The sequence below is a fragment of the Roseateles flavus genome (assembly GCF_039872765.1).
Taxonomy (GTDB): domain Bacteria; phylum Pseudomonadota; class Gammaproteobacteria; order Burkholderiales; family Burkholderiaceae_C; genus Roseateles_B; species Roseateles_B flavus.
The window spans coordinates 49606-76391 of record NZ_JBDPZC010000004.1 but is presented as its reverse complement, the minus strand read 5'-3'; the positions used below and the strand labels follow the sequence as shown (position 1 = coordinate 76391).

24 protein-coding genes are annotated in these 26786 nt (G+C 68.9%); 15 read left to right on the top strand and 9 right to left on the bottom strand.

The window, feature by feature from the left end; all coding sequences use genetic code 11:
• Window positions 1–59 precede the first annotated feature (59 nt).
• Together ABDJ40_RS10220 and ABDJ40_RS10215 are read right to left on the bottom strand one after the other, a co-directional pair.
• A complete protein-coding gene (locus ABDJ40_RS10220; protein WP_347609315.1) occupies window positions 60–830 on the bottom strand; it encodes an ABC transporter permease in 771 nt (256 codons plus the stop codon).
• On the bottom strand, window positions 827–1774 hold the full coding sequence (locus ABDJ40_RS10215) for an ABC transporter ATP-binding protein (protein WP_347609313.1): 948 nt from the start codon (window positions 1772–1774) through the stop codon (window positions 827–829). The genes ABDJ40_RS10220 and ABDJ40_RS10215 overlap by 4 nt, the downstream gene beginning before the upstream one ends.
• A 113-nt stretch (window positions 1775–1887) precedes the next feature.
• On the opposite strand from ABDJ40_RS10215, the gene ABDJ40_RS10210 reads away from it, so the two are divergent.
• From ABDJ40_RS10210 to ABDJ40_RS10200, 3 genes are all read left to right on the top strand, one after another.
• Window positions 1888–2541: a TetR/AcrR family transcriptional regulator gene (locus tag ABDJ40_RS10210; RefSeq protein ID WP_269630257.1), complete on the top strand. Its 654-nt coding sequence runs from the start codon at window positions 1888–1890 to the stop codon at window positions 2539–2541.
• A 62-nt stretch (window positions 2542–2603) separates the two neighbouring features.
• Entirely contained in the window at window positions 2604–3377 is a 774-nt protein-coding gene (locus tag ABDJ40_RS10205; RefSeq protein WP_347609310.1) for a tetratricopeptide repeat protein, read from the top strand.
• A gap of 226 nt (window positions 3378–3603) precedes the next feature.
• Window positions 3604–3930 carry a hypothetical protein gene (locus tag ABDJ40_RS10200; RefSeq protein ID WP_347609308.1) on the top strand — a complete coding sequence of 109 codons (327 nt, stop codon included), beginning with the start codon at window positions 3604–3606 and terminating at the stop codon, window positions 3928–3930.
• Between the two features lie 91 nt (window positions 3931–4021).
• Here the strand turns inward: ABDJ40_RS10200 and ABDJ40_RS10195 are convergent, their stop codons facing one another.
• Window positions 4022–5452: a wax ester/triacylglycerol synthase family O-acyltransferase gene (locus tag ABDJ40_RS10195; RefSeq protein WP_347609306.1), complete on the bottom strand. Its 1431-nt coding sequence runs from the start codon at window positions 5450–5452 to the stop codon at window positions 4022–4024.
• A gap of 127 nt (window positions 5453–5579) precedes the next feature.
• Between ABDJ40_RS10195 and ABDJ40_RS10190 the strand changes: the two genes are divergently transcribed.
• Entirely contained in the window at window positions 5580–5831 is a 252-nt protein-coding gene (locus ABDJ40_RS10190) for an acyl-CoA-binding protein (RefSeq protein ID WP_347609304.1), read from the top strand.
• 251 nt (window positions 5832–6082) lie between these two features.
• On the opposite strand, the gene ABDJ40_RS10185 is transcribed toward ABDJ40_RS10190, so the two are convergent.
• The 3 genes from ABDJ40_RS10185 to ABDJ40_RS10175 are packed head-to-tail and all read right to left on the bottom strand — an operon-like array spanning window position 6083 to window position 9564.
• A complete protein-coding gene (locus ABDJ40_RS10185; protein WP_347609302.1) occupies window positions 6083–6412 on the bottom strand; it encodes a polyhydroxyalkanoic acid system family protein in 330 nt (109 codons plus the stop codon).
• Window positions 6413–6433: 21 nt separating this feature from the next.
• Complete coding sequence (locus ABDJ40_RS10180; protein WP_347609300.1) at window positions 6434–7507, bottom strand: aminopeptidase; 1074 nt, start codon at window positions 7505–7507, stop codon at window positions 6434–6436.
• Window positions 7507–9564 carry a molybdopterin-containing oxidoreductase family protein gene (locus ABDJ40_RS10175; protein ID WP_347609298.1) on the bottom strand — a complete coding sequence of 686 codons (2058 nt, stop codon included), beginning with the start codon at window positions 9562–9564 and terminating at the stop codon, window positions 7507–7509. The genes ABDJ40_RS10180 and ABDJ40_RS10175 overlap by 1 nt, the downstream gene beginning before the upstream one ends.
• Window positions 9565–9688: 124 nt before the next feature.
• Between ABDJ40_RS10175 and ABDJ40_RS10170 the strand changes: the two genes are divergently transcribed.
• The 6 genes from ABDJ40_RS10170 to gshA all read left to right on the top strand — a co-directional run bounded on the left by ABDJ40_RS10170 (window position 9689) and on the right by gshA (window position 15973).
• The gene (locus tag ABDJ40_RS10170; RefSeq protein ID WP_347609296.1) at window positions 9689–10813 is read left to right on the top strand and encodes an ABC transporter substrate-binding protein; all 1125 of its coding nucleotides are present in this window, start codon (window positions 9689–9691) and stop codon (window positions 10811–10813) included.
• A gap of 69 nt (window positions 10814–10882) precedes the next feature.
• A complete protein-coding gene (locus ABDJ40_RS10165) occupies window positions 10883–12070 on the top strand; it encodes a M20 aminoacylase family protein (RefSeq protein WP_269630267.1) in 1188 nt (395 codons plus the stop codon).
• Window positions 12071–12078: 8 nt separating this feature from the next.
• Window positions 12079–12627, top strand: a complete 549-nt coding sequence (locus tag ABDJ40_RS10160) for a DUF1415 domain-containing protein (protein ID WP_347609294.1) — start codon at window positions 12079–12081, stop codon at window positions 12625–12627.
• 130 nt (window positions 12628–12757) lie between these two features.
• On the top strand, window positions 12758–13324 hold the full coding sequence (locus tag ABDJ40_RS10155) for a cysteine hydrolase family protein (protein WP_269630269.1): 567 nt from the start codon (window positions 12758–12760) through the stop codon (window positions 13322–13324).
• A 22-nt stretch (window positions 13325–13346) separates the two neighbouring features.
• Complete coding sequence (locus ABDJ40_RS10150) at window positions 13347–14330, top strand: GlxA family transcriptional regulator (protein WP_347609293.1); 984 nt, start codon at window positions 13347–13349, stop codon at window positions 14328–14330.
• A gap of 101 nt (window positions 14331–14431) precedes the next feature.
• A complete protein-coding gene (gene gshA / locus ABDJ40_RS10145; protein ID WP_347609291.1) occupies window positions 14432–15973 on the top strand; it encodes a glutamate--cysteine ligase in 1542 nt (513 codons plus the stop codon).
• Window positions 15974–16115: 142 nt separating this feature from the next.
• On the opposite strand, the gene ABDJ40_RS10140 is transcribed toward gshA, so the two are convergent.
• The 3 genes from ABDJ40_RS10140 to ABDJ40_RS10130 all read right to left on the bottom strand — a co-directional run bounded on the left by ABDJ40_RS10140 (window position 16116) and on the right by ABDJ40_RS10130 (window position 19168).
• A complete protein-coding gene (locus ABDJ40_RS10140) occupies window positions 16116–16874 on the bottom strand; it encodes a hypothetical protein (RefSeq protein ID WP_347609289.1) in 759 nt (252 codons plus the stop codon).
• Between the two features lie 103 nt (window positions 16875–16977).
• A complete protein-coding gene (locus tag ABDJ40_RS10135) occupies window positions 16978–18309 on the bottom strand; it encodes an alpha/beta hydrolase (protein ID WP_347609287.1) in 1332 nt (443 codons plus the stop codon).
• A gap of 190 nt (window positions 18310–18499) precedes the next feature.
• The gene (locus ABDJ40_RS10130; protein WP_347609285.1) at window positions 18500–19168 is read right to left on the bottom strand and encodes a TetR/AcrR family transcriptional regulator; all 669 of its coding nucleotides are present in this window, start codon (window positions 19166–19168) and stop codon (window positions 18500–18502) included.
• Window positions 19169–19268: 100 nt separating this feature from the next.
• On the opposite strand from ABDJ40_RS10130, the gene ABDJ40_RS10125 reads away from it, so the two are divergent.
• From ABDJ40_RS10125 to ABDJ40_RS10105, 5 genes are all read left to right on the top strand, one after another.
• Complete coding sequence (locus ABDJ40_RS10125) at window positions 19269–19946, top strand: hypothetical protein (protein ID WP_347609283.1); 678 nt, start codon at window positions 19269–19271, stop codon at window positions 19944–19946.
• A gap of 134 nt (window positions 19947–20080) precedes the next feature.
• The gene (gene groES, locus ABDJ40_RS10120; RefSeq protein ID WP_183103857.1) at window positions 20081–20371 is read left to right on the top strand and encodes a co-chaperone GroES; all 291 of its coding nucleotides are present in this window, start codon (window positions 20081–20083) and stop codon (window positions 20369–20371) included.
• A gap of 183 nt (window positions 20372–20554) precedes the next feature.
• Window positions 20555–22192 carry a chaperonin GroEL gene (groL, locus tag ABDJ40_RS10115; protein ID WP_347609280.1) on the top strand — a complete coding sequence of 546 codons (1638 nt, stop codon included), beginning with the start codon at window positions 20555–20557 and terminating at the stop codon, window positions 22190–22192.
• A gap of 219 nt (window positions 22193–22411) precedes the next feature.
• A complete protein-coding gene (locus ABDJ40_RS10110) occupies window positions 22412–24418 on the top strand; it encodes a DUF1631 family protein (RefSeq protein WP_347609278.1) in 2007 nt (668 codons plus the stop codon).
• 16 nt (window positions 24419–24434) lie between these two features.
• Window positions 24435–26783, top strand: a complete 2349-nt coding sequence (locus tag ABDJ40_RS10105) for a patatin-like phospholipase family protein (RefSeq protein WP_347609276.1) — start codon at window positions 24435–24437, stop codon at window positions 26781–26783.
• The last annotated feature ends 3 nt before the right edge of the window (window positions 26784–26786 follow it).

Sequence of the window (26786 nt, the reverse complement as noted above, 5' to 3'; positions counted from 1 at the left end):
CCAGGCCGGGGCTTCTGAGTTGACGCAAGCGGGCTTCGCGGGCGCTGTTGCGGCGGGCCTCAGCCGCGGATCTTGTAGCCCCGCTTGAGCAGCCCCAGCGCGATGGCGGAGACCGCCACGAAGCTCGCGCCCACGATGGACAGGCTCAGCCAGGGCGAGACGTCACTGACGCCGAAGAAGCCGTGGCGGAAGCCGTCGATCATGTAGAAGAAGGGGTTCAGGTGGCTCACGCCCTGCCAGAAGGCCGGCAGCGAATGCACCGAATAGAACACGCCCGAGAGGAAGGTCATGGGCATGATGATGAAGTTCTGGAAGGCCGCCATCTGGTCGAACTTCTCGGCCCACAGGCCGGCGATCAATCCCAGCGCGCCCAGCATGCCCGCGCCCAGCAGCGCGAAGACCAGCACCCACAACGGCTGCGCCAGCCCCGGCGGCGCGAACCAGGCGGTCACCAGGAAGACGCCCAGGCCCACGGCCAGGCCACGCACCACCGAGGCGCCCACATAGGCCAGGAACCAGGCCCAGTGCGACAGCGGCGTCAGCAGCACGAAGACCAGGTTGCCGGTGATCTTGCTCTGGATCAGCGACGACGAGCTGTTGGCGAACGAGTTCTGCAGCACGCTCATCATCACCAGCCCCGGGATCAGGAAGGCGGTGTAGGCCACATGGCCGTAGACCTTCACATGGTCCTCCAGCACGTGGCCGAAGATCAGCAGGTACAGCACGGCGGTCAGCACCGGCGCGGCCACGGTCTGGAAGCTCACCTTCCAGAAGCGCAGCACTTCCTTGTAGAACAGGGTGCGGGCACCCTCCAGGCGAATGGCGCTCATGCCTGCGCTCCTTGCATGATCTCCAGGAACACGTCCTCCAGGTCGGCACGGCCGATCTCGAGGTCCTCCACCGGCACGCCGGCCGCGCGCAGGCGGGCCAGCACGCTCTCGACCTCGGCCGCGTCATGCGCCTTGATCTGCACGATGCGGCCGGTCACCCGGGAGAGAGGGGTCAGGTCTTGCGGCAGCGCAGCGTCGGTCTTGAAGCGCAGCATGGTGGAGGCCTTGCCGGCCAGCAGGTTGCTGGTGCGGTCCAGGGCCACGATGCGGCCGGTCTTGAGCATGGCGATGCGGTGGCACAGCGCCTCCGCCTCTTCCAGGTAGTGGGTGGTCAGCAGGACGGTGTGGCCTTCCTTGTTGAGCCGGGCGATGAAGGCCCACAGCGTCTGGCGCAGTTCCACGTCCACACCGGCGGTGGGCTCGTCCAGCACGATCACCGGCGGGCGGTGCACCAGGGCCTGGGCCACCAGCACGCGGCGCTTCATGCCGCCCGAGAGTTGGCGCATGTTGGCGCGGGCCTTGTCGGCCAGGCCGAGGTTCTCCAGCAGCTCGTCGATCCAGGCGCCGTTGTTGCGCACGCCGAAGTAGCCGCTCTGGATTTCCAGGGCCTCGCGCACCGAGAAGAAGGGGTCGAAGACCAGCTCCTGCGGCACGATGCCCAGGCACTTGCGGGCGGCGGCGTAGTCGTCCACCACGTCATGGCCCAGCACACGCACGCGGCCGCTGCTGGCCTTCGAGAGGCCGGCGAGGATGGAGATGAGGCTGGTCTTGCCGGCGCCGTTGGGGCCCAGGAGGCCGAAGAATTCGCCGGGCTGGATGTCGAAGGAGACCTGGTCCAGGGCCTTCACCTGGCCGCCGCGGTAGGTCTTGGAGACCGCCTCGAAGCGAAGGGCCGGGTGCTCGCGGCCTGTGGGGGCGGCCGCTGCAGGGGTGGGGCTTTGCATGGCGGCGGATTGTAGGGAGCGTGCCAAATTCCTGCTGGCGCTGGAGCCAAACCCCTAGAGTAGGGACTCGTCTTGGTGCCAGAATCAGCCGAGACAGCCACTAAAAGCATTCCATGGCCACCAAGAAGCCGCGGCGCACCGCAGAACGCATCCTCGAAGTCACGCTGGACCTGTTCAACCGCTTCGGTGAACCCAACGTCTCGACCACGCTCATCTCGGCCGAGCTCAACATCAGCCCCGGCAACCTCTACTACCACTACCCCGCCAAGGACGAGCTGATCAACGCCTTGTTCGCGGCCTACGAGCGCGAGCTCACCGAGCTGCTGGGCGCCTCGGACAACGTCCGCAACGTGGAAGACGCCTGGCTCTTCTTCCACATGCTCTTCGAGCTGATCTGGAAGCACCGCTTCCTCTACCGCGACCTCAACGACCTACTCTCCAAGAACCGCAAGCTGGAGACGCACTTCCAGACCGTGCTGGCGCACAAGGGCCAGGCCATGCGCGCGGTGCTGTCCGGCCTGCAGCATGGCGGCGCCCTGCGCATGGAACCCCGCGACGCCGGCCCCACGGCCGAGGCCATGGTGGTGCTGCAGAGCTACTGGCTAAGCTACGAATACGTGCGCGACCCGCGCCACGCCCTGGAGCCCGAGCGCGCCGGCAGCGCGCTGATGCGCGGCGCCTTCCATGTGCTGAGCACCCTGCTGCCCTATCTTGAACCCGGCTCGCGCGAGCACCTCTTCACGCTGGCCGGCCGCTACAACGGCTAGCCGGCCGCCAGGCGCAAGACCTGCCCCCGGCGGCACACCCCACACACAACACGGAGACATCGATGGCCAAGTGGACTGCCTTCCCCTACGACAACGCGGCCTTCCAGTACGACGCCGCCAGCCTGAAGAAGCACTGGGCCCGCCTGCACGCCGGCGACGCCGAGCCCTTCCCCAAGGACGCCGCCGTGCAGCAGGCCTGGATCCATTTCCACGCCGGTGAGTTCCAGAAGGCCTACGAGGCCGGCCTGGCCGCGGGCAGCGCCGGCATCACCGTGGCCAACAAGGCCCAGGCCATCTACGCCAACTACCTGGAGAAGAAGGAAAAGGCCAAGCTGGAGATGTTCCTGGAGGTCGCCGAGCGGGCCGAGAGCCTGCAGGAGACCGAGCCGAAGAACGCCAACGCCTGGTACTGGCAGGCCTATGCCCTGGGCCGCTACAGCCAGGGCATCAGCGTGGCCAAGGCCCTGGCCCAGGGCCTGGGCGGCAAGGTCAAGGCGGCGCTGGAGAAGGCCATCGAGCTGGCCCCCAAGCATGCCGACGCCCACATCGCCCTGGGCGCCTTCCATGCCGAGGTGATCGACAAGGTCGGCAAGCTGCTGGGCAAGACCCAGGGGGCCGACACGGCCACCGGCCTCAAGATGTTCGAGCAGGCGCTGAAGCTCAACCCCACCAGCGCCATCGCCATGATCGAGCGTGCCAACGGCCTGGTCATGCTGGAGGGCGACAAGCGCATGGCCGTGGCCGAGCAGCTCTACGCCGACGCCGCCGCCTGCGAGCCCATGGACGCCATGGAATGCCTGGACGTGGAGCTCGCCAAGGAAGAGCTGGAGGAGTGAGGCCTCGCGCGGGGAGGCCCTGGATCCGGGGCTTCCCGGCCCCCCGCAGCCGCGGGGGCACCCCCGGCGATTCGTGGGAAAGCGCACGGATTTCGCCCCTGCTCGGTGGATGCCCTCAATGGTCATCAGGCCTGCGGGCCGCTAAGCTGTGTGCACTTTTACCGCCGGGCGGGTCCACGAGGCCCGCTCCGCACCGTCTCACCGCATTCGTCGCAAAGGTTGCATCATGAAGAAGTTCCACCTGATCGCCCTGGCCGCCCTGCTGGGCACCTCCCTGGCCCAGGCCGCCAAGCCGGCTGAAAACCGCGAAGTGCAGGCCCTGCGTGCCGAATGTGCCGCCCAGCACACCGTGAGCTTCGACACCGCCCGTGACGACAACGAATACCGCTTCGTCTACGCCAAGGGCCAGCTGCGCGGCGAGTACACCGAAGGCAAGGCCCTGAAGTGCACCGAAGCCCAGTACGTGGCCTACCTGGACAACGCCGATCCCGCCCGCGTGATGTCGGCCTACCCGACCGCCGCCGGCCGCCCCAAGGCCCAGAAGTCCAAGTGAGGATCCGGGCCGGCGCCATGCCGGCCCTGCCCATAAGAAAAGAGCCAGGCCCGCAGCCTGGCTTTTTTCATGGGCGCACGCGGCGCGCCGCTCAGGCGCCGTCGACGTCCGACAGCTGCTCGTCGCCCCAGGGCAGCATCAGGGCCAGCATCAGCAGTTGGTTGAACTCAGGCGCGAACTGGTCGATCACGGCCTGCGGATGCGGGCACAGCTTCTCGTCGGTGATGAGGCCGAACTGCACCTTGCCGGCGTAGGTCAGGATGGACACGCCCACGCCCATGTCGCCGGACTGCGGCACCCAGAACATCACGCGGTCCACGGTGGCACCGCAGAACTTCAGGGCCTCCGCCGGGCCGGGCACATTGGTCATCACGGCCGTCGCCTTCTTGGCGAAGATGTTGAGCATGGCGTGCTGCACCGGCTTGATCAGCAGACCCGCCACCGAGAGCAGGCCGAAGGCCATGATGGGCTGGAAGCTGCCCTTGAGCTCCTGCATGCGGGCGCGCACCGCGTAGAGCCGCTCCACCGGGTTGGCAATGCCGATGGGCAGCACCAGCGGCACCAGGCCGAAGCGGTTGCCCAGCTGGTAGGCCTTCTCCAGCGGGCGCAGGTTGACCGGCACCATGGCGCGGATCTCCTTGCCATCCACCGCCTCCCCCCGCGAGCGCAGGTAGCGGCCGATGGCGCCGGCCACGCAGGACAGCAGCACGTCGTTGACCGAGCAGTTGAACCCTTTGCCCACGGCCTTCACCGCATCCAGCGGCAGGCCTTCATCCCAGGCCACGCGCTTGACGGTGCCGGGCTTGCCCTTGAGGCTGGTGGGCGAGTCATCGGACATCAGCGCGAAGGCCGCGACGTCGCTGACCGCCTGATAGCCCAGCTTGGCCGCATGCAGGGAATGGTCGATGGGATGGTCGGCCGCCAGCATCAGGTCCACGCCCTTGGACATGGCCGCGCCCGAGACGCCGATGGCCTTGATGGTGAGGTCGGTGATGGGCTTGAGCAGGGCGTCGGTCAGCCAGTCGTGGTCTTCCTCGACCACGGGCTCGTGGCGGCGGCGCTTGGGCGGAGGCTGGCCGCCGTCGGTGATGGACAGCATCACCGCGATCAGCGCGACGCCGTCGGCGATGCAATGGTGGATGCGGGCGATCAGCGCGCTCTCCCCGTCCATGTCCTCGACCAGCTCGAACTGCCACAGCGGATGCGCCGGATCCAGCGGCTCGGCACACAGCGCACCGACGCGCTCCTGCAGGGCCTGCTGCAGGGACTGGCCGCGCGCGGGCTTGAGCGTGCCGGGCACGACGTGGCGGGCGATGTCGAAGTCTTCATCGTCGACCCACTGCGCGCCCAGCGCGTCCTCCACCACCTTCTGGCGGAAGCGCCGGTACTGCAGCAGGCGTTCCTCGACCCGCTGGCGCAGGTCCTGCAGCGAGAGCCGCGGCCGCAGGGTCCAGATCCCGACGATCATCATCAGGTTCTGCTCGGTATCCATCCGCAACCAGGCGGTATCGACCCGGGACATGCGTTCTGCTGCGGCCAAGGCGTGCTCCTCGTTCTAGAGTGTCTGACCCAGACATTGCTGGGTAATATGCTCGGTGTCCATCCCGATTGTCACCAAACTTTGGTGCCGAAAAACCCAAGGAGACGAGATGAGCCTCAAAGAGCAATTCGACGCCGCAGTGGCCGATTCCAAGAACCTGCCCGAGCGCCCCGACAACATGACCCTGCTCAAGATATATGCCCTGTTCAAGCAGGCCAGCAGCGGCGACGTGGAAGGCTCGCGCCCCGGCTTCACCGACATGGTCGGCCGCGCCAAGTACGACGCCTGGGCCGCGCTGAAGGGCACGAGCAATGACGAGGCGATGCAGCAATACATCGACCTCATCAATGATCTGAAATAACCCCCCTACTCGCTTCGCGAGCCCCCCTGGGGGGCGATCGTGACGGCCCGGCAGAGCCGGATCCGCACGATCCGTGCGGGGGCGCGGGCTGCGCCGCGCAATACAAACCAGGTGGCCTTGAGCGACCGTGCGGAGAAACAGCCAGGCTTCAGCCTGGCTGTTTCTTTTGGTGGGGTCAGGTCTTGCTGGCGATGGGCCGGCGCAGTGGGATCCGCACCATGCGTGCGCTGCGCGGGCTGCGCCGCCGGTCGTCAGCCGGCCTTCTTCTTTGACGGCTTCTTGCCGCCGCCGGACTGGGCCAGGAGCGTGTCGAGTTCCTTCTGGACCTCGGCCTCGATGGTGGACTTGAAGGCGCCCAGCAGGAAGCCGAGCTTGGCCTCGAGCTCGAAGTGGTCGCCGGTGACGATCAGCTGGCCCTTGACGCCGGAGCGCTCGAACTCCACGGTGTCGCTGGTGTCGCCCTCGATCACGGTGCACTCCATGTCGAACTTCTGCTCGACCTGCTCGGCCCAGGCCCAGGCCACTTCGCGGGCCTTCTCGAGGCCCAGTTGATGGTCGCGGTGGATGTGGATGTCAGCCATGGTGAGGGGGTCGCAGCAGCGTCATTCGGAAGAGCCCAACTCTAGCCGACGCTGGGCCTTGGGCAAGGCCGCCAGGCGCTTCACCTCGGCATGGAAGCGCGGCCAGTCCGAGCCCTGGGCCACGAACAGGCGCTCGAAGGCCGGCACCAGGCCGTGATAGGCGGCCAGCACGCCGAAGGCGGCGTTGTTGGCGCGGGCGAACCAGCCGTCATAGCCCGCCCAGCCCTGCCAGGGCCCGTCGCGCCACCGGCGGTAGTCGGCCTGGATGGCGGCCATGGCCTCGCGCTTGGCGGCCGCGCGCCCCTCGGGGGTCAGGTCTTGCCCGTAGACGCCGGCCAGGCGCTCCCGCCCGCGCAGGGCGAGGGCCAGGAACTCGTCCCGCCGCTGACGCTGGCGCTCATAGGCCAGCGCGGCCTCCGCACTGCCATGCTCAGCCAGCCAGCGCCGGGCGCCCATGCGCTCCACGGCGGTAGCGTAGCTCTCGTTGAACTCCGTGTCGTCGGCCGCATAGGCCTGCTGGTGGGCCAGTTCGTGGAAGATCAGGCCGGCGAGCTCGCCCTCGCCGTCGCGGATGAAGGTGTTGAGCAAGGGGTCGCCGCCGAGCCAGTTGCCCCAGCCCAGCGTCGAGTAGGCGGGCACGGGATAGACCTGCAGCTCCCAGCCCTCGGCCTTGAGCTGCTCGGCCAGGGCCTGCGCCGCGGCGCGGTCGAAGAAGCCGCGATAGCCGGCGCAGCCCATCAGCGGATAGCACCAGGTCTTGAGCTGCAGGCTGTAGGGCGGGGCCGCGACCACGTTCCAGACGGCGGCAGGCCGCCCCAGGTCGGCATAGCGACGGTAGCTGGCGTTGTCCGGCAGAGCCAGGGTGCCGGTGGCGTAGTCGCGCAGCCGCTGGCTGAGCAGCAGGCGCTCCCTCAGGGCGGGGTCCAGGTCCGGCTGGCTCAGCCATTGATCCACGGGCCGGGCCGCCTGCACCAGCTGCAGATGGCCGCTGACGGCCTGCCCCAGATAGCCCAGCTGGGCACAGCCCGTCAGCCAGGGCAGCAGCAGGGCCGCCCACAGACCGGCACGACCCGGGGCCCGGATCCGCCCCCCCATCAGACGGCCGCGATCTCGACCAGGCAGTCGTAGAAGGTGGCGCCGCCGCCGATGTCCGTGAGGCCTTGCTGCGTCACGGCATTGACGTTCTCGCCGCCCGGCGAGAGCTTGCGCCACCACACGCCAAGGCCGTTGACCACGCCGGGCCGTGCGCGCTCGCTGATGTGCAGGCGGCATTGCAGGCTGCCGCGGTCATTGAAGATGCGCACCATGCGGCCATGCTCGAGCCGGCGCGCCGCGGCGTCGTCGGCATGCATCTCGACCAGGGGCTCGCCCTCGATGTCGCGCAGGCTCTTCACGTTGACGAAGCTGCTGTTGAGGAAGTTGCGCGCCGGCGGCGAGATCATGGCCAGCGGGTAGCGCGCCGCGAGCTCCGGGCTGCTCAGCCGGCTCTCGCGATTGGGTACGTGGTCCGGCAGGCCGTAGCGCGGCGAGACGCACTGCACCCGCCCCGTGGGCGTGGGCCAGCCGCCCTCGGCAAAGGGCGCCTCGGGCACATCCAGGCTCACGAAGCCCTGGGCCTTGAGCTGGTCCTGGTCGATGGCGTCGGTGAAGGCCTGGGCGGCGAGCTGCTCGTCGGTCTCGCGCAAGCAGGGGTCGTCCAGGCCCATGCGGGCGGCCAGCTCGCGGAAGATCTGCGTGTTGGGCTTGGCCTGACCCAGTGGCGCGACGGCCGGCTCGTTGCGCAGCACATCGGTGTGGCCGTAGCTGGTGTGCACGTCCAGGTGCTCCAGCTGCGTGGTGGCAGGCAGCACGTAGTCGGCCTGGTCGGCCGTATCGGTCATGAAGTGCTCCAGCACCACGGTGAAGAGGTCCGGGCGCTGGAAACCGCGCAGGACCTGGGCGGTGTCAGGCGCCACGGCCACGGGATTGCTGTTGTAGACGATCAGGGCCTCGATGCGCGGCCCGAACTCGGGCGAGGCCTCGCGCAGCAGGGCCTCGCCGATGGCGCTCATGTTGACCATGCGCGGCTGGCGGCCCGCCAGCAGGTCCGGGCGCTCCAGGGCCTGGCTGTTCTTGACCCGTGCCGCCCAGCCCGAGGCCGACAGCAGCAGGCCGCCGGCACGGTGCCTCCAGGCGCCGGTCAGGCAGGGCAGCAGCGCGATCAGTCGCACTGCATTGCCGCCGCCGTGCACGCGCTGCATGCCGTAGTTGAGGCGGATGGCCGCAGGGGCCGTGGTGCCGTACTCGCGGGCCAGCTGGCGCACTTCGTCCGCCGTGATGCCGCAGACCTCGGCCGCGCGCTGCGGCGGCCACTGCAACGCCCGCTCGCGCATCGCGGGCCAGTCGTCAACATGGCGGTCCAGGTAGTCCTGGTCCAGCCAGCCATTCACGATCAGCTCGTGCATGAGGCCCAGGGCCAGGGCGCCGTCGGTGCCGGGCAGCAGGGCGATGTGCTGGTGGCACTTGTCGGCCGTCTCGGTCTTGCGGGGATCGATGCAGACCAGCTTCGCGCCATTGCGCTTGGCCTGGTTGGCGTAGGTCCAGAAATGCAGGTTCGAGGCGATGGAGTTGCTGCCCCAGATCAGGATCAGCCGGCTCTCGGCGAAGAAGCGCAGGTGCATGCCCACGCGGCTGCCGTAGGTCGCATTGAGCGCCTCGGCCCCGGCGGAGGCGCAGATGGTGCGGTCCAGCCGCGCGGCGCCGAGCGCGTTGAAGAAGCGCGCGGCCATGCTCTCGCCCTGGATCAGGCCCATGGTGCCGGCATAGCTGTAGGGCTGGATGGCCTGGGGGTCGCGCGCGGCGATGGCGCGCAGGCGGCGGGCGATGTCGTCCAGGGCCTCGTCCCAGCTGACCGGCTCGAAGCGCGGCGCCTCATGCTTGGCGCTGACCCGCTTCATGGGCTGCAGCAGGCGTTCGGGATGGTAGGTGCGCTCCGGGTAGCGGGACACCTTGGTGCACAGGGCGCCGTGGGTGGACGGGTGTTCCGCCCTTCCCTGGACCTTGACCACCCGCTCGTTCTCGACGGTGATCTTGAGGGCGCAGGTGTCGGGGCAGTCGTGCGGGCAGGCGCCGTGGACGACACGGCTGGCGATGGCGGGCTCGGGGGCGTTCATCCGAGCACTATTGCACAAGCGCCCTGCCCGAGCCTTTCGCAAGGGCGAAGTTCGGCAATTAGTTACAGGGTAAACCCTAGATTTGCGATACGCTCCGCGGCTTTTTGCAGTCCCGTCCCCGCCCATGAACCGCCGCCTCGCCCTTGCCCAACTCGCCAGCCTGTCCGCCCTGCCCCTGTGGAGCCAGGCCCAGGACCAGAAGAAGATCGTGCTGGGCCAGTCGGCACCGCTGAGCGGCCCCGCGGCCCAGCTGGGCCTGCAGATGCAGGCCGGGGCGAAGCTCTACTTCGACGGCGTCAACGCCAGCGGCGGCATCGGCGGCCTGCCCGTGGAGCTGCGCACCCTGGACGACGGCTACGAGCCCGAGCGCTGCAAGGCCAATACCGAGCAGCTGATCGCCGGCCATGCCTTCGCCCTCTTCGGCTATGTGGGCACGCCCACCTGCCTGGCCGCCCTGCCCCTGGTGCAGCAGGCCAAGATCCCCTTCTTCGCACCCCTGACTGGCGCAGAGGCCCTGCGCGATCCGGCCAATCCGTGGGTGTTCCACCTGCGCGCGTCCTACAACGACGAGACGGCCCTGATCGTCCGGCAGCTGACCCAGCTGGGGCTCAGCAAGATCGCCGTCTTCCACCAGGACGACGCCTACGGCAAGGCCGGCCTGGACGGCGTGGTGCGCGCCCTGATGCAGCGCAAGCTGACTGTGCATGCCACCGCCACCGTGCAGCGCAACAGCGTGGACGTGGCCGAGGCGGCCCGCAAGCTGGCGGCCTCCCAGCCCGAGGCGGTGGTGCTGGTCAGCGCCTACAAGAGCTGCGCGGCCTTCATCCGCGAATCGCGCCGGGCCGGCTACTCGGGCCAGTTCTTCAACGTGAGCTTCGTGGGCACCCAGGCCCTGCTGGACGAGCTGGGCCGGGAGGCCAACGGCATCGTGGTCAGCCAGGTCATGCCCTATCCCTTCGGCATGGCGTCCGGAGTCGTGGCCGAATACCAGGCCGCCGCGCAGAAGGCGGGTGGCAGCCACGTGCTGAACTACACCGCCATGGAGGGCTTCCTGGCCGCCAAGGTCATCAGCGAAGGCCTGCGCCGCATCAATGGCAAGGGCAGCCGCGAGGCCCTGGTCAGCGCCCTGGAGAGCCTGCAGAACTACAACGCCGGCGGCTTCCCGGTGAAGTTCGGCCCCGGCCGGCGCGTAGCCTCCAACTTCGTCGAGCTCTCCATGCTGACCGGTGACGGCAAGGTCAAGCGCTGAGCGGTCGGTCGGGGCTCGACGGGTACACTGCCCCGGGACCGGTCCCGCACCGGCGCCTGGAGCCTGTCCATGAAACTCATCCCCGACATCCTCGCGGACGCCGCGGCCCTCACCGCCCTGCGCCGCGACATCCACGCCCACCCCGAACTCTGCTTCCAGGAAGAACGCACCTCGGAACTCATCGCCCGGCAGCTGACGGCCTGGGGCATCCCCGTGCACCGCGGCCTGGGCAAGACCGGCGTCGTGGGCATCCTGAAGAACGGCAGCAGCACGCGCACCCTGGGCCTGCGGGCGGACATCGACGCCCTGCCCATGACCGAGCACAACACCTTCGCCCATGCCAGCCAGCATGCGGGGAAGATGCATGCCTGCGGCCATGACGGCCACACGGCCATGCTGCTGGCCGCGGCCCAGCATCTGGCCCGCCACCGCAACTTCGACGGCACCGTCTACCTGGTCTTCCAGCCCGCCGAGGAAGGCGGCGGCGGCGCGCGCGAGATGATCAAGGACGGCCTCTTCGAGCAGTTCCCGATGGAGGCCATCTTCGGCATCCACAACTGGCCGGGGATGAAGGCCGGCGAGTTTGCGCTCAAGAGCGGGCCGGTCTTCGCATCCAGCAACGAGTTCAGGATCACCATCCGCGGCAAGGGCTGCCACGCCGCCATGCCGCATCTCGGGATCGACCCGGTGCCCGTGGCCTGCCAGATGGTCAATGCCTTCCAGGCCATCATCAGCCGCAACAAGAAGCCGCTGGACGCCGGCGTGATCTCGGTGACCATGCTGCGGGCCGGCGAGGCCACCAATGTCGTGCCCGACCACGCCGAGCTGCAGGGCACGGTGCGCACCTTCACGCTGGAGCTGCTGGACCTGATCGAGCAGCGCATGGAGAAGGTGGCCCGCGCCACGGCCGAGGCCTTCGACTGCGAGGTCGAGTTCCATTTCCGCCGCAACTACCCGCCCACCATCAACCACCCGGCCGAGACCGCCTTCGTGCGCGGCGTGCTGGAAGACCTGGTGGGCCCCGCGAACGTGCAGGAGTTCGAGCCCACCATGGGCGCCGAGGACTTCAGCTACTACCTGCAGAAGATCCCCGGCTGCTACTTCCTGATCGGCAACGGCGACGGCACCCACCGCGTGGGCGGCCACGGCCTGGGTCCCTGCACGCTGCACAACCCCAGCTACGACTTCAACGACGAACTGATCCCGCTGGGCGGCTCCATGTGGGTGCGTCTGGTGGAAAGCTGGTTCAAGCCTTGAGCCCTGATATGGACAAAGACCAAGTGATCAACCAGACCCGCGCCTGGGTCCAGAAGGCCGTCATCGGCCTGAACCTCTGCCCCTTCGCCAAGGCGGTCGAGGTGAAGAAGCAGCTGCGCTACGTGGTCAGCGAGGCCACCACGCCCGAGGAGCTGCTGAAGGAGCTGGCGCACGAGCTGCTGCTGCTGCGCCGCACGGATCCGGAAGAGACCGAGACCACGGTCCTCATCCACCCCCTGGTGCTGACCGACTTCCTGGACTTCAACGACTTCCAGGGCGCGGCCGACGCGCTGGTCGAGGACCTGGAGCTGGACGGCCTCCTGCAGGTCGCGAGCTTCCACCCGGACTTCCAGTTCGAAGGCACCGAGCTGGACGACATCAGCAACTTCACCAACCGCTCGCCCTACCCCACCCTGCACCTGCTGCGCGAGGAGAGCATCGAGCGCGCCGTGGAGTCCATGCCGGACACCGACGCCATCTACGAGGCCAATATCGCCACTCTGGAGAAGCTGGGCCTCGAAGGCTGGAAGGCCCTGGGCCTGAAGACGCACGGCTGAGGCCGGGGTCAGATCCGGACACCGGCGATGGATGTCCGGATCTGACCGAAAGCGGTCCGCATGCGGCGCGACGCCCGGACGCCGCCCCGGCACCATGAGCACATTCCCAACCACCGCAAGGAATGCACTCATGAACACCGCCCTGATCTTCATCGACGTCCAGGAATCCTTCCGCCACCGCCCCTACTGGAACGAGGCCGAGCTGCCCGCCTACCTGGAGCGCAGCAACGCCCTGCTCCAGGGCGCGCAGGCAGCGGGCATCCCCATCGTGCGCATCCTGCACAACGACGGCCCCGAGACCGCCGACAACGCCTTCGCGCTGAAGTCCGGCCATGTGCGCCCGCTGGACGGCCTGGTGCCCTACGAAGCGGCGGTGGAGTTCATCAAGCACCGCCACAGCGCCCTGGTGGGCACGGGCCTGGCCATCTGGCTGCACCAGCAGGGCATCCAGCGCCTGATCGTCGCCGGCATCCGCACCGAGCAGTGCTGCGAGACCACCACCCGCCATGCCAGCGACGAAGGCTGGCTGGTGGACTACGTCACCGAGGCCACGCTGACCTTCGCCATGCAGCACGACAGCGGCGCGGTGCTGAGCCCGGCGGACATCAAGCTGCGCACCGAAACCGTGCTGAAGGACCGCTTCGCCCACATCTGCACGGTGGAGCAGGCCCTGCAGCGCGCCAAGGCCATGTCCTGATCTGACAGGCATACTCAGCGCCATGCGCCCGCCCGACACCCTCATCGACGCCGTCTTCCTGGTCCAGCCCCGCGCCCTGCTGCTGGACCTGGCAGGCCCGGCCGAGGCCCTGCGCCTGGCCAACCAGGCCCTGCAGCGCCAGGGCCTGGCGCCAGCCTTCCGCCTGCGCTACGTGGCCGCGCAGCCGCAGGCCGCGAGCTCGGTGGGGCTGATGGTGGGCGGCCTCGAGCCCCTGCCCTCGACCCTGACGCCGGACAGCTGGCTCTTCCTGCTCGGCTGCCGCCACATGCAGCCTGGCGAGCCAGCGGCGGGCAGCGCCGAGCGTGCCGACCAGCTGCGCACCCTGCGCTGGCTGCACGAGGTGGGCGGCACGCTGCTGGAGGCGGGGGCCGGCCGCGTGATCAGCATCTGCTCCGGCGCGCTGCTGGCGGCCGAGGCCGGCCTGCTGCAGCAGCGGCGCTGCACCACCCACCACGAGCTGCTGGACGAGCTGCGCGAGCGCGCCCCGGCCGCCGAGGTGGTGGACAACCGCGTCTTCGTGCTGGACGGCCCCCTGGCCACCAGCGCCGGCATCACCGCCGGCATCGACCTCACACTGCACCTGATCCAGGCCCGCTGCGGGGATGCCATCGCTGCCAGCGTGGCCCAGACCATGGTGGTCTACCTGCGGCGCAATCCCCAGGACCCCGAGCTTTCTCCCTTGCTGGCCCACCGGCACCACCTGCATCCGGCCCTGCACCGGGTGCAGGACGCCATCAGCGCCCGTCCCGCCGAGGACTGGAACCTGGACCGCATGGCCGCCGTGGCCCATGTGACCCCGCGCCACCTCGGACGGCTGTTCGGCGAGCATGCGGGCACCACCCCCCTGCGCTACCTGCAGTCCATCCGCCTGGAACTGGCCGAGCGGGCCCGCCAGAAGGGTGCCAGCCTCTCGGAGGCCGCACGCCTGGCCGGATTCAGCTCGGAGCAGCAATGGCGCCGCACCCGTCATGCGCTGGCGCATTGACGCCCCTCGGGTCAACTAGCACAAAGTGCCATGTCCGTAGTCAAGCAGGCGCCATTGCCATCTGTTAACTTGGCGAACCACAACAATCAGAGGAGCCCCCCTTGAACAACTGGCCGCAGCGACTGGAAGCACTGGACCGCGAGCGACTGCAAGGCATGCGTCGCGGCGTGGAAAAGGAAAGCCTGCGCACCGCGCCGGAGGGTTCCCTGGCCGCAACGCCGCATCCGCTGGGCCTGGGCTCGGCGCTGACGCATCCGCATGTCACCACCGACTTCAGCGAAAGCCAGCTGGAGCTCATCACCAGCGTGCACGCCACGGCCGAGGCCTGCGAGGCCGAGCTGACGGAAATCCACCAGGCGGTCGACACCCTGCTGGGCGAGGAAACCATGTGGGCCTCCAGCATGCCCTGCTTCCTGCCCGCCGACGAGACCATCCCCATCGGCCGCTACGGCTACTCCAACATCGGGCGGGCCAAGAGCGTCTATCGCATGGGTCTGGGCCACCGCTATGGCCGGCGCATGCAGACCATCTCGGGCATCCACTACAACTGGTCCCTGCCCGGCATCACGAGCGAGCAGTACTTCGACCTGATCCGCAATTTCCGCCGCCACAGCTTCCTGCTTCTGTTGCTGTTCGGGGCCTCGCCGGCCCTGTGTTCGAGCTTCGTCGAAGGCCGGGACCACGGCCTGCAGCCCTTCCCCGCGCCGGCCCAGGGCAAGGCGCCCTGCGGCACCCTGCACCTGCCCTACGCCACCTCGCTGCGCATGGGCCGTCTGGGCTACCAGAGCGATGCGCAGTCCACGCTGGCCGTCAGCTACAACAGCCTGGAGGGCTATGCCGCCTCGCTGCAGGACGCCCTGCTGCGGCCCTATCCGGCCTACGAGGCCATCGGCATCATGAACCCGGGCGGCGAGTACAACCAGCTCTCGACCAGCCTGCTGCAGATCGAGAACGAGTTCTACGGCACCATCCGCCCCAAGCGGGTGATCCGCAGCGGCGAGCGCCCCCTGCATGCGCTGCGCGAGCGGGGCGTGGAGTACGTGGAGGTCCGCTGCATGGACCTGGACCCCTTCGAGCCCGTCGGCATCAGCGCATCGACCATGCGCTTCATCGACCTCTTCCTGCTGCACTGCCTGCTGTCGGACAGCCCGCCGGACACGCCCGCCGAGATCGCCGCCCTGGCCCGCAACCAGCAACTGACGGCCTCGCGCGGCCGCGAGCCCGGCCTGCAGCTGGAGCGCGCCGGCCAGCCCGTGCTGCTGCGCGACTGGGCCGCCGAGCTCCTGGAGGAGCTGGGCCCGCTGAGCGCCCACCTGGACCGTCAGCTGGGCGGCGAGGCCTATGCCCAGGCCCTGACCGTGGCCCGGGAGCGCTTCCAGCATCCCGAGCAGCTGCCTTCCGCCCGCGTGCTGGAGACCATGGCCCGCGAGTTCGGCCATTCCCACATCCGCTTCATCGGCCACTGCTCGCAGCAGGCGCGCGCCCATCTGCGGGCCCAGCCCCTGAGCGCCGAACGGCAGGCCGCCTTCGCGGAAATGGCCCGCCAGTCCCTGGCCGAACAGGCCGCGGTCGAGGCCGCGGACACCCTGTCCTTCGAAGAGTTCCGGCAGCAGTACCTGGCCCCGGCCCAATTGCAGGCCTGAGCCCCGGCGTCAGGACAGCAGGCGGATCAGGACATCCGGGTGCAGGCTGCCGCCCATGAGCCCGGCCAGCCCCATGGCCAGGCCCTCGGGATCGATGTCCATGCCGCCCTCCTCGGCAGCGGTGCGAAAGTCTCGGAAGCGCTCAGAAGCGCAGGCCCAGTGAGACGCGCGTGGCGTCGCTGCCGGAGAAGTTCTGCTTGGGGTCGCGCGCCAGGCGCAGGAACAGGGTCTGGCCGTCCAGGCCCAGGGTCCAGCCCCAGGCGCGCACGGGGCCGGTGTCGCCCTGCCCGGTCTTGCGCAGCAGGTCCACGAGCACGCGCTGGCCGGCCACGGTCCAGCGCCCGCTCAGGTGCAGGTGGCGCTGCCCGGTGTGCAGGCGGTCGTCGGCGATCCAGGTAGCGGACCAGAGCCCGCCGTGTTCGTCATGCAGGCCGGCGCCCAGGGTGATGGCGTCATTGGGATCGAAATTGAGGTTGTAGTAGGGCCGCAGATTGGTGCGCCCCCAGCCCACCAACCCGAACCATTGGCTGCCCCACTGCAGGTTCACGCTGCCGCCGACGAAGCCGCCGGTGGCCGCCTGAAGCGAGGGCTGCAGGGACCAGCCCCCGCCCAGGTCCAGCGAGGCGTCGCCGCCGATGCGGGCCTGACCACCGAAGACCGGGTCGCGGTAGTGGCCGAGCCAGAGGCTGTTGTCGCCCTTGCGCCAGCGCAGGTTGAAGTCGGTGCCGGCGCCCTGGTCGCTGTAGTGGTAGTGGTAGTGGTAGTGGCCCAGTGTCAGTTTGAAGGCCGGGGCTGGCTCGGCATCCGCGCGGGCGCCGGTCGCGGCCATCAGCGCCAGGCAGGCCAGCAGGCCCGCGGCCAGCCCCTGCGGGCGGCGGCGTGCATCGTTGGTCATCGACATGTCGGGGGCTCCTCCAAAGGTCCCGCCGCTGCGCCTCGGCGGCTGCGGGCCTGCGCATGCTACGCCCGGACGGGGCGGGCCAGCGCCGCGTTCTGCCCTGTCTTCAGAGCGAGGCCGGCGGCCACGGGTGGTCTGTGATCCGGCAGGCCGGCGACTGCGAGGCCGGCACCGCCTGGGCGCGCAGCACGGCGCCCGCGGGGGTCAGGTTCTGGATGAAGAAGCAGGTGTAGTCGTCGTAGAAGTGGTTGGAGACCTTGTCGAGCTGGGCCCGGCCCACACGGCGCGGACCGTACTGGATGCCCACCGCCGCCCGCTGCTGCGGCGAGGGATTCAGGGACAGGAAACGCGCCGCCAGCGCCGCGCCAAAGTTGGGGTGGTGCTCGTCGAAGCAGCCGCTGTCTGCCACGGCCGGGTAGTCGGTCGCCGGCGGTTCGTAGCAGACACCGCCCTTCATCGGGTCCTGGCCCTCCGGTGCCACGCGCGAGCCCAGCGGTACCACGGCGAGGTTGCCATGGTCCGTCGGGGCACGCTCGTAGCGCATCCAGAAGGGCGGGTCCGTCAGGTCCAGGGCCGCGAGGGCGCTGCCGGGGGCGATGAAGGGCGGGTCGTTGCGATCCAGGTAGGCCCGGTAGTCGAAGCCCGGCTGCGTGAGGGGCGGCACGGGCACGGTGGCGCGCGGCAGGATGAAATCGTCGCGCAGCTCGGCGTGCTCATAGCTGGTCTGGGCCTGCACCACGAACACGGCGCTCGGCCGTGAGGACTGCGCATGCCAGTCGGGACTGCTGCGGTTCTGCAGGTCCGGCATGAAAGCATTGAGCAGGGCCAGCGAGCCGCGGGACTGCCCGAGCAGGAAGATGTTGTCCCCGTCCACGCCCAGGTCCGCCGCCCGCGAGCGCACCCATTGCACTGCCTGGGCGATGTCCGTGTGGGGCACCCGGGGATTGAAGTTCTCCGGCTTCACCGACTGGCTGGCCCTCGGGTGCCGGAACTGGATGGACATGAAGGCGAAGCCGGCATGGACGGCCGGCACCACCAGCTTCTCCATCAGCGGCGAGGTCTCGTCCGGCCGGGCATTGCCCTCGATCATCACCTGCGAGGGGCCGCTGGGATGCGCCCAGATGATCAGCGGCAGCGCCTGCCGCTTGGGCAGGGCATTGCTGCGGTACATCTCATAGCGCTGGTCATAGGGCGCGTCCTGGTCGGTGCCGTACTTGCGTTCGATCCAGGGCGTGCCGTCGGCATAGCACAGGCCGCGCGACTGCCACATCGTGCTGCCATAGGCGCCCGGCGCCGCCTTCAGATGGGACGCGAAGTCATAGTGGCCGTTGGCCTGCAGCGGCACCTGAGTGCAGGCGGTGCCTGCGAAGGCGCCGCCCGCCGTCATGCACAGAAGGCCGGCCATCAGGCGATGGGGCCAGGTCTTGCCTCTTGTCATCCTCAGTCTCCTCGTTGAATGGGAGACCGCATGCTCCAGGGGCCCATTTGCGGGAACTTTGCGCGGACGTTGAGCGCGCGGACACAGTCGCAAGCAGGCGTATCCGCGGGCCGGCCTTGTGCCAGTTCATCCACGCCGGCTGTGGACAAGTGTGTGGGTGGCCCGGTGAGGGCCGCGCCAAGCCCTTGATTCAGAAGGCGCCGGCAGACTTTGCCTCTTTTTTGCGCAGCGGCGGAGGCGGTGGCGCACCGGCGAGGTTGTCGATCAGCTGGGCCAGGGTGGCTTGCAGGGTGGGGCGCACCTGCGCCGCCGCCACCTCCCATTGCGGCAACTGCCCATCGATCTGCATGCGCGCCAGGCCATAGGCCATGGCCCGCAGCCCAAGTGCCACCTGCTCGGGAACGAGACCCGCGAAGTAGCCGGCCGCCTGGGCCTGATGCACGCGCTGCAAGGTGTGGCTGCGCAGGGCGGCGAACTGCGCACGCAGGCGCTCCGAACGGTCAAAGCGGTAGAGGCGCCGGGCCGAGGTCAGGCGAAAGGCTGTCGGGTGGCTCAGGGCCCAGTCCAGAAAGGCGGCGCCCAGCGCCTTCAGCGGCGCGAGTGCCCCGGGACCCAGCCCGTGCTGCTCGCGCTCCAGCTGCAGGCGCAGGCTCTCCAGCGCCTCCTCGGCGATGGCCTGCATCAGGGCCTCGTGACTGGCGAAATGCCGGAAAGGCGCACCGGAGGACACGCCCAGGCGCCGGGCGATCTCGCGCAGGCTGACGCGGTCCTCGCCCGTCTCGCCCGCGATCTGCAGGGCCATGTCGATGACGGCCCGGCGCAAGCGGCCATGGTGGTAGGGGCGCTGGGGCGATGTCACGGTGTCGGGCTCCGGCCAATGTAAGCACTGCGCATTTTGAATGGTGCGCGGGAAGTCGGCTTCCTAGCATCCGCCCACCTCGACTCCCGGACCAGACGCCATGCCACGCCCGAGCCCCTCCACCGCCGCCCTGCCCGCAGGTCCTCTTGATCCCCGCGCTCAACGCCCCGGCCGCCGCTTCGGCCCGGGCTCGGCCTGGGGCACCTGGGGACTGGGCACGGCCGCCCTGCTCCTGCTGTGCGCCTGGACGCTGGGCCTGTCACCCGATGTCGACAGCGTGCGGCTGCAGATCCGCGCCACCGCCCGCAGCTCGCTGTGCTTCTTCCTGCTGGCCTATGTCGCCTCGTCGTGGCGGATCCTCCATCCGGGGCGCTTCAGCGACTGGCTGCGGCAGCGCCGGCGCCAGTGGGGCCTGCTCTTCGCCACCTCGCACGCCCTGCATGCGGCCGGCCTCGTGGTGCTGCACCACATGGCCAGCCCGGCGCTGTGGGCGCAGCTGACCTCGCTGCCCAGCTGGATCCTCGGCGGCTCGGGCTATCTGGTGCTGACGCTGATGGCTCTCAGCTCTCATGACGCCGCCGTCCGGGCCCTGGGCCCCGCCCGCTGGTCCCGCCTGCACCGCCTGGGCCTGCACGGGTTGTGGACGCTGTTTCTGCTGTCCTGTGCCAAGCGGGTCGGTGGCGATCCCTTCTACCTGCTGCCCGTGAGCCTCTTGCTGGGGGCGCTCGCAGCACGCTTGTGGGCTCACCTCTTGAAACGCCGCGGGTCATCCCTATAATCCTTTCCTGCTAGCACTCTCATATGTCGAGTGCTAACAACCCGGAATTCCTCCGGTTTGTCCCGATGTGATGGCTGGGGCGCCCTCCCGGCGTCCGGCCCGCAACGACCCAAGACTCTCAGCAAGGAGATGTGATGAAACTGCGTCCTCTGCACGATCGCGTGATCGTTAAGCGCCTGGAAAACGAAACCAAGACGGCCTCCGGCATCGTCCTCCCTGACAACGCCGCCGAGAAGCCCGACCAGGGTGAAGTGCTGGCCGTGGGTCCTGGCAAGCGCAACGACAAGGGCGACTTCGTGGCCCTGAACGTGGCCGTGGGCGACCGCGTGCTGTTCGGCAAGTACTCCGGCCAGTCCGTCAAGGTGGACGGCGAGGAGCTGCTCGTGATGCGCGAAGAAGACCTCTTCGCCGTCGTCGCCAAGTAAAGCTACTGCGCGTCACGCTGGCGTCGTTGGGCGCTGCTCGAAATCCTCACGACCCGCTCGGTCGTTCCGGTTTCTGCGCTCCTTCCGCCTAGCCAGCGCGCCGCTCGCTACGCTTTCCTTGGCGCCGCCTGAGCGGCTTGGAAACGTGGCAGATCCCAATTCAAGAATTTCGGAGAAATCAACATGGCAGCAAAAGACGTGGTCTTTGGTTCCGACGCCCGTGCCCGCATGGTCGAAGGCGTGAATGTCCTGGCGAACGCCGTCAAGGTCACCCTGGGCCCCAAGGGCCGCAACGTGGTGCTGGAGCGTTCCTTCGGCGCCCCGACCGTGACCAAGGACGGTGTGTCCGTGGCCAAGGAAATCGAGCTGAAGGACAAGCTGCAGAACATGGGCGCCCAGATGGTCAAGGAAGTTGCTTCCAAGACCTCGGACAACGCCGGTGACGGCACCACCACCGCCACCGTGCTGGCCCAGGCCATCGTGCGCGAAGGCATGAAGTACGTGGCCGCCGGCATGAACCCGATGGACCTGAAGCGCGGCATCGACCGTGCCGTGGCCGCCCTGGTCGTGCAGCTGAAGGCTGCCTCCAAGGCCACCACCACCTCCAAGGAAATCGCCCAGGTCGGCACCATCTCCGCCAACAGCGACTCCGACGTGGGCGAGATCATCGCCTCCGCCATGGACAAGGTCGGCAAGGAAGGCGTGATCACCGTTGAAGACGGCAAGAGCCTGAACAACGAGCTGGACGTCGTCGAAGGCATGCAGTTCGACCGCGGCTACCTGTCGCCCTACTTCATCAACAACCCGGAAAAGCAAGCCGCGATCCTGGACAACCCGTTCGTGCTGCTGTTCGACAAGAAGATCAGCAACATCCGCGACCTGCTGCCCACGCTGGAAGCCGTGGCCAAGGCCGGCCGTCCGCTGCTGATCATCGCTGAAGACGTCGAGGGCGAAGCCCTGGCCACCCTGGTGGTGAACACCATCCGCGGCATCCTGAAGGTCGTGGCCGTCAAGGCTCCGGGCTTCGGCGACCGTCGCAAGGCCATGCTGGAAGACATCGCCATCCTGACCGGTGGCAAGGTCATCGCCGAAGAAGTCGGCCTGAGCCTCGAGAAGGTGACCCTGGCTGACCTGGGTCAGGCCAAGCGCGTCGAAGTGGGCAAGGAAAACACCACCCTCATCGACGGCAACGGCGCTGCCGCTGACATCGAAGCCCGCGTCAAGCAGATCCGCATCCAGATCGAGGAAGCCACCAGCGACTACGACCGCGAAAAGCTGCAAGAGCGCGTGGCCAAGCTGGCCGGCGGCGTGGCCGTCATCAAGGTCGGTGCTGCCACCGAAGTCGAGATGAAGGAAAAGAAGGCCCGCGTGGAAGACGCCCTGCACGCCACCCGCGCTGCCGTGGAAGAAGGCATCGTGGCCGGTGGTGGCGTGGCCCTGCTGCGCGCCCGCCAGACCGCTGGCGAGATCAAGGGTGACAACGCTGACCAGGACGCCGGCATCAAGCTGATCCTGAAGGCCATCGAAGCCCCGCTGCGCGAGATCGTGTCCAACGCCGGTGGCGAGCCCAGCGTCGTGATCAACAAGGTCCTGGAAGGCAAGGGCAACTTCGGTTTCAATGCCGCCAACGACACCTACGGCGACATGATCGAGATGGGCATCCTGGACCCGACCAAGGTGACCCGCACCGCCCTGCAGAACGCCGCTTCCGTCGCTTCGCTGATGCTGACCACCGAGTGCATGGTCGCTGAAGCCCCGAAGGACGAGTCCGCTGCCCCGGCCATGCCCGGCGGCATGGGCGGCATGGGCATGGACATGTAAGTCCAGGCCCCCGGCAGTCCCTGCCGGTGCCTCTCTGAAACCCGCGACGGCCCCCGGCCTCGCGGGTTTTTTCATGGGCGGCCGCGGCGCCTCTGTTGCCAATCCCCCTCACATGAAGGGGCCTTGCCGCCCGGGTGCGCACTCTGTCGCTCAAATGGCAGGAGGCGGACCGCCCGTCCCAGGTTCCTGTGTCATGCCGGCTTCATAATGCGGAACATCATGTCCAACGCCCCGAGCCTGCAATCCCTGGTTGACGAGGTCATCGTGCAGATGCCCTCGATGAGCCACTCCGTGGCCCACCAGATCCAGGACGACCTCAAGGCCGATCCCCTGCTTCACGCCCTGCAGTACGCCTGGGCCGTCAACAAGGGCCGCTTCGCCACCGATTTCCAGGCCGCGCTCCAGCCCCTGCTGGAATCCGCCCGGCGCGGCGAGGACCCCCTGCAGCGGCGCAGCGGCTCGCTGGGCCTGCAGTCGCTGAGCCTCGTGGACGAGAAGCAGGCCCTGCAGGACGTGTCCATCGCACACGTGGTCTCGGCCGTCGAGGAGCATTCGCGGCCCGAGCTGCACCAGCTGGTCAATTTCTTCGCCGCGCTGCGGGGCATCGCCCGCCCCATGAAGCAGGACAACCCCCTGCGCCCGGCCGTCTTTGCCAATGCCCTGGTCACCGCCATCCAGAACATGCAGCTGGATGGCGAGGGCTGCTACGCCATGACCAAGGTGGCCACCCCTCATGTGACACAGGCCCTGAGCCTGATCTACCAGCGCCTGTGCGACCAGATGCGCAGCGCTCAGCTCGCGCCGCTGGTGGAAGGCTATGGCATCGGCAGCACGCGCGACATCGAGACCCGGCTGCGCCAGGCCGCCGTGCCCGGCGTCAACCCCACGCTGGACACCCTGGCGCGACGTGTCGATGCCATCAACTCCCGGCCCCAGGCCCTGCGCAGCGGCTCGAGCAATTCCCAGGCCCTCGGCCCCAACACCCTGCTGCGCGGCGGTGGCGATCTGCTGACGCGCCTCTACGACCAGATCCTGGCCGACCCCAAGCTGCTGCCGCCGGTCAAGGCGCTCATGTCGCGCCTGCAGGTGGCCGTGGCCCGGCTGTCCCGCACCGACCCCAGCCTGCTGCGACGCCAGGACCACCCGGTGTGGAGCCTGCTCAACCGCGTGGCCGCCCATGGCGCCGGTTTCCAGCGGGCCGACGACGAACGCCTGCGTCAGTTCCTGGACTTCATGAACGGCATCGTCCAGCAGCTGGTGGAAGCCCAGTTGCTGACCGGCCTGCAGTTCCAGCAGGCCCTGGGCCTCGTCGACCAGCACATTCGCGAACAGGCCAGCCGCCACGGCGAGCGCAGCGCCTCTGCCCTGGCCGCGCTGGAGCGTGAAGGCCAGCGCGTGGAGTGGCTGGAGCTGCTGCAGGGCCAGCTGCGGGAACAGCTCTCCGACACCGCCCTGAGCCCCACCCTGCGCAAGTTCCTGCTCAAGCCCTGGGTGGAGGTCATCGTGCAGAACATGGTGCTGCACGGCCGCGAGGCGCCCGAGGCCCAGGCCAGCATCGAGCTGGTGGACGAGCTGCTGGACAGCCTCCAGCAGCGCCAGAGCGAGATCGCCCGCACCCAGCTGCGCAGCCGCCTGCCCGGCCTGATCAAGCGCATCGAGGCCGGCATGGACCTGATCGCCTTCCCGGCGGACAAGCGCCAGGTCGTGCTCCAGGACCTGATGAACCAGCACGGCCGCGTGCTGAGCGGCCTGCCGGCCCATCACCACACCGCGCCGCAGGACCGCGCACCGGTGCCGCGCCGCGACCTCAGCCCCGAGGAGCTGCTGCAGCAGCTGCTCAACGAGCGCGAGTCGCAGATGCCCTCGCGCTGGGCCCATGACCAGGTCAACCGGGGCGAGCTGCCCACGGTGCCGGTGGGCCTCTATTCGGAGTCCAGCTCGCCGGATTCACGCATCGCCCTGCAGGCCTGGATGGGCAATCTGCAGGTGGGCAACTGGTACCACATGTTCGTGCAGAGCCAGTGGATCACCGCCCAGATCGCCTGGATCAGCGAGAGCCGCCAGTTCTTCCTCTTCGTGGGCCAGGACGCCGACGAACGCCACTCGCTGACGCGTGGCGCCATCGAGCAGCTGCTGGCCAATGGCCTGATCACGGCCCTGGAAGAGGACACCCTGGTGCAGCGGGCCGTTTCGTCCCTCATGCAGGACCTGGACGACGCCCCCTGAGCCGGTGAAGCCCCGCATGCAGCCCCGCCGCCCCGGCACCGCCGCCCGCCACATGTCCGGGCGATCCGCCCTGCTGCGCCCCCTGGTGCTGCTGGTGCTGGCCCTGCCCCTGCAGGCGGCCCGGGCCGAGTCCCTGCCCCCGCCCCGCGCGCCCGAGCTGCCGGCGCCCGGCATGTTGCAGCCGCAGGTCGTCCGCCCACGTCTGGGCCTGGTGCTGTCCGGCGGCGGCGCCCGTGGCCTGGCGCATGTGGGCGTGCTCAAGGTGCTGGAGCGGGAGCACATCCCGGTGGACGTGATCGCCGGCACCTCCATGGGCGCCATCATCGGCGGCCTGTACGCCAGCGGCATGAACGCCAGCGCACTGGAACGCGAGATGCAGCAGATCGCCTGGGACCGCATGTTCGCCAGCCGCGTCGAGCGCCAGCAGCTCTCGCAGCGGCGCAAGGAGGAGGACTTCGAGTTCTCCGCCGTGCTGGAGCTGGGCCTGCGGGGCGGCGAAGTGCGCGTGCCGCAGAGCACCCTGTCCAGCCGGGGCCTCGACGCCCTGCTGCGCCGACTGACCCTGCCCGTGCGCGGGGTGGACCATTTCGACCAGCTGCCCACACCCTTCCGCGCCGTCGCAACTGACATGGAAAGCGGCGCCCAGGTCGTGTCCGAGTCCGGCGACCTCGCCCAGGCCCTGCGCTCCAGCATGAGCGTGCCCGGCGTCTTCGCCCCGGTCGAGAGCGACGATGGCCGCATCCTCGGCGACGGCGGCCTGGTCAACAACCTGCCGGTGGACGTGGCCCGGCGCATGGGCGCCGAGCGCGTGATCGCCATCAATGTGGGCACGCCGCTGTCCGGCCGCGATTCGCTGAATTCGCTGGTGGGCGTCACGGCCCAGATGATCAACATCCTCACCGAGCAGAACGTGCAGCGCTCCATCGCCAGCCTCTGGCAGGAGGACCTGCTGATCACGCCGCAGCTCAACGGCATGGGCTCGGGCAGTTTCGAGCGCAGCAAGGACTTCATCGCCCTGGGCGAGGCGGCCGCCGAGCAGGCCCTGCCCCAGCTGCGCGCCTTCGCCATCAGCCCCGAGGCCTATGCCGACTGGCTGCTCGCCCGCACCCACGCCCAGCCTCCCGCGCCCGTGCTGGCGGGCATCAGCTTCGTGGGCAGCGACGTGGCCAATCCGGAGCGTTTCAAGGACCAGCTGGAGGCTCGCCCCGGCCAGGTCTTCGATGCCGAGCGTGCCGAGCGCGACGCCCGTTTCCTCGCCTCCTCCGGCGACTTCGTGCGCGTCGACTACCACGTCGAGGAGCACAGCGAGGGCAACCAGCTGGTCTTCATGATGGAAGACAAGCCCTGGGGCCCCAACTACTTCCGCGCCGGCATCGACCTCAGCACCGACTTCAACGGCGAGAGCGCCTTCAACCTGCGCATCAGCCACAACAGGCACTGGCTGACCCCGCACGGCACCGAATGGCGCAACCAGCTGACCATCGGCCAGAGCCCGCGCCTCTACACCGAGCTGTATCACCCGCTGATCCAGAAGCTGGGGACCAGCAATGACTGGTTCGTCTCCAGCTGGGGCGAGATCGAGCGGCACAACCTGACCCTCTACAACGCCGAGACCGGCCAGGGCCTGGCGCGCCTGGGCCGAAAGAGCCTGCGCTATGGTCTCGATGTGGGCCAGCCCTGGGGTCGCCTGGGCGAGGTCAGGCTGGGCCTGGTGCGCGAGCACTGGCGCGTGCACCCGGACCTCATCACCGTGGATCCCAGCCAGCTGGGCGACGCCGACCAGCAGCGTCTCAACAAGACCTGGACCGAGACCGGCCTGCGCCTCAAGGTGGTGGTGGACCAGCTGGACTTCGCCAACTTCCCGCAGCGCGGCTACCGCACGACCTTCGAGCACACGGCGGGCAAGCAGAACCAGCCGGGCGGTCGCAGTGACGCCTTCAGCCGCACCGAACTGCAGGGCACCCTGGTGGGCAGCTGGGGCCGCCATACGCTGAACCTGCACCTGCGCGGTCTCAATGCCCATCAGCCCGAGGACTCGGCCCAGGGGCCCTACAGCCTGGGCGGATTCCAGCAGCTCTCCGGCTACCAGCCCGGGCAACTGACCGGCAACACCCTGCTCTTCGGCCGCCTGAGCTACTACCAGCGCCTGGCCCAGACGCCGGTGCTGACACGCGGCTTCTTCGTCGGCGGCTCGCTGGAGGCCGGCAATGCCTGGGACACGCGCCAGAACGTGAGCCTGCGCGGCCTCAAGCTGGCGGGCAGCCTCTTCATCGGCGCGGACACCGGCCTGGGCCCCCTCTACCTGGCCCTGGGCAAGGGACGAACGACAGACACGGCGGTCTACCTTTTCATCGGCCGCCCCTGACGC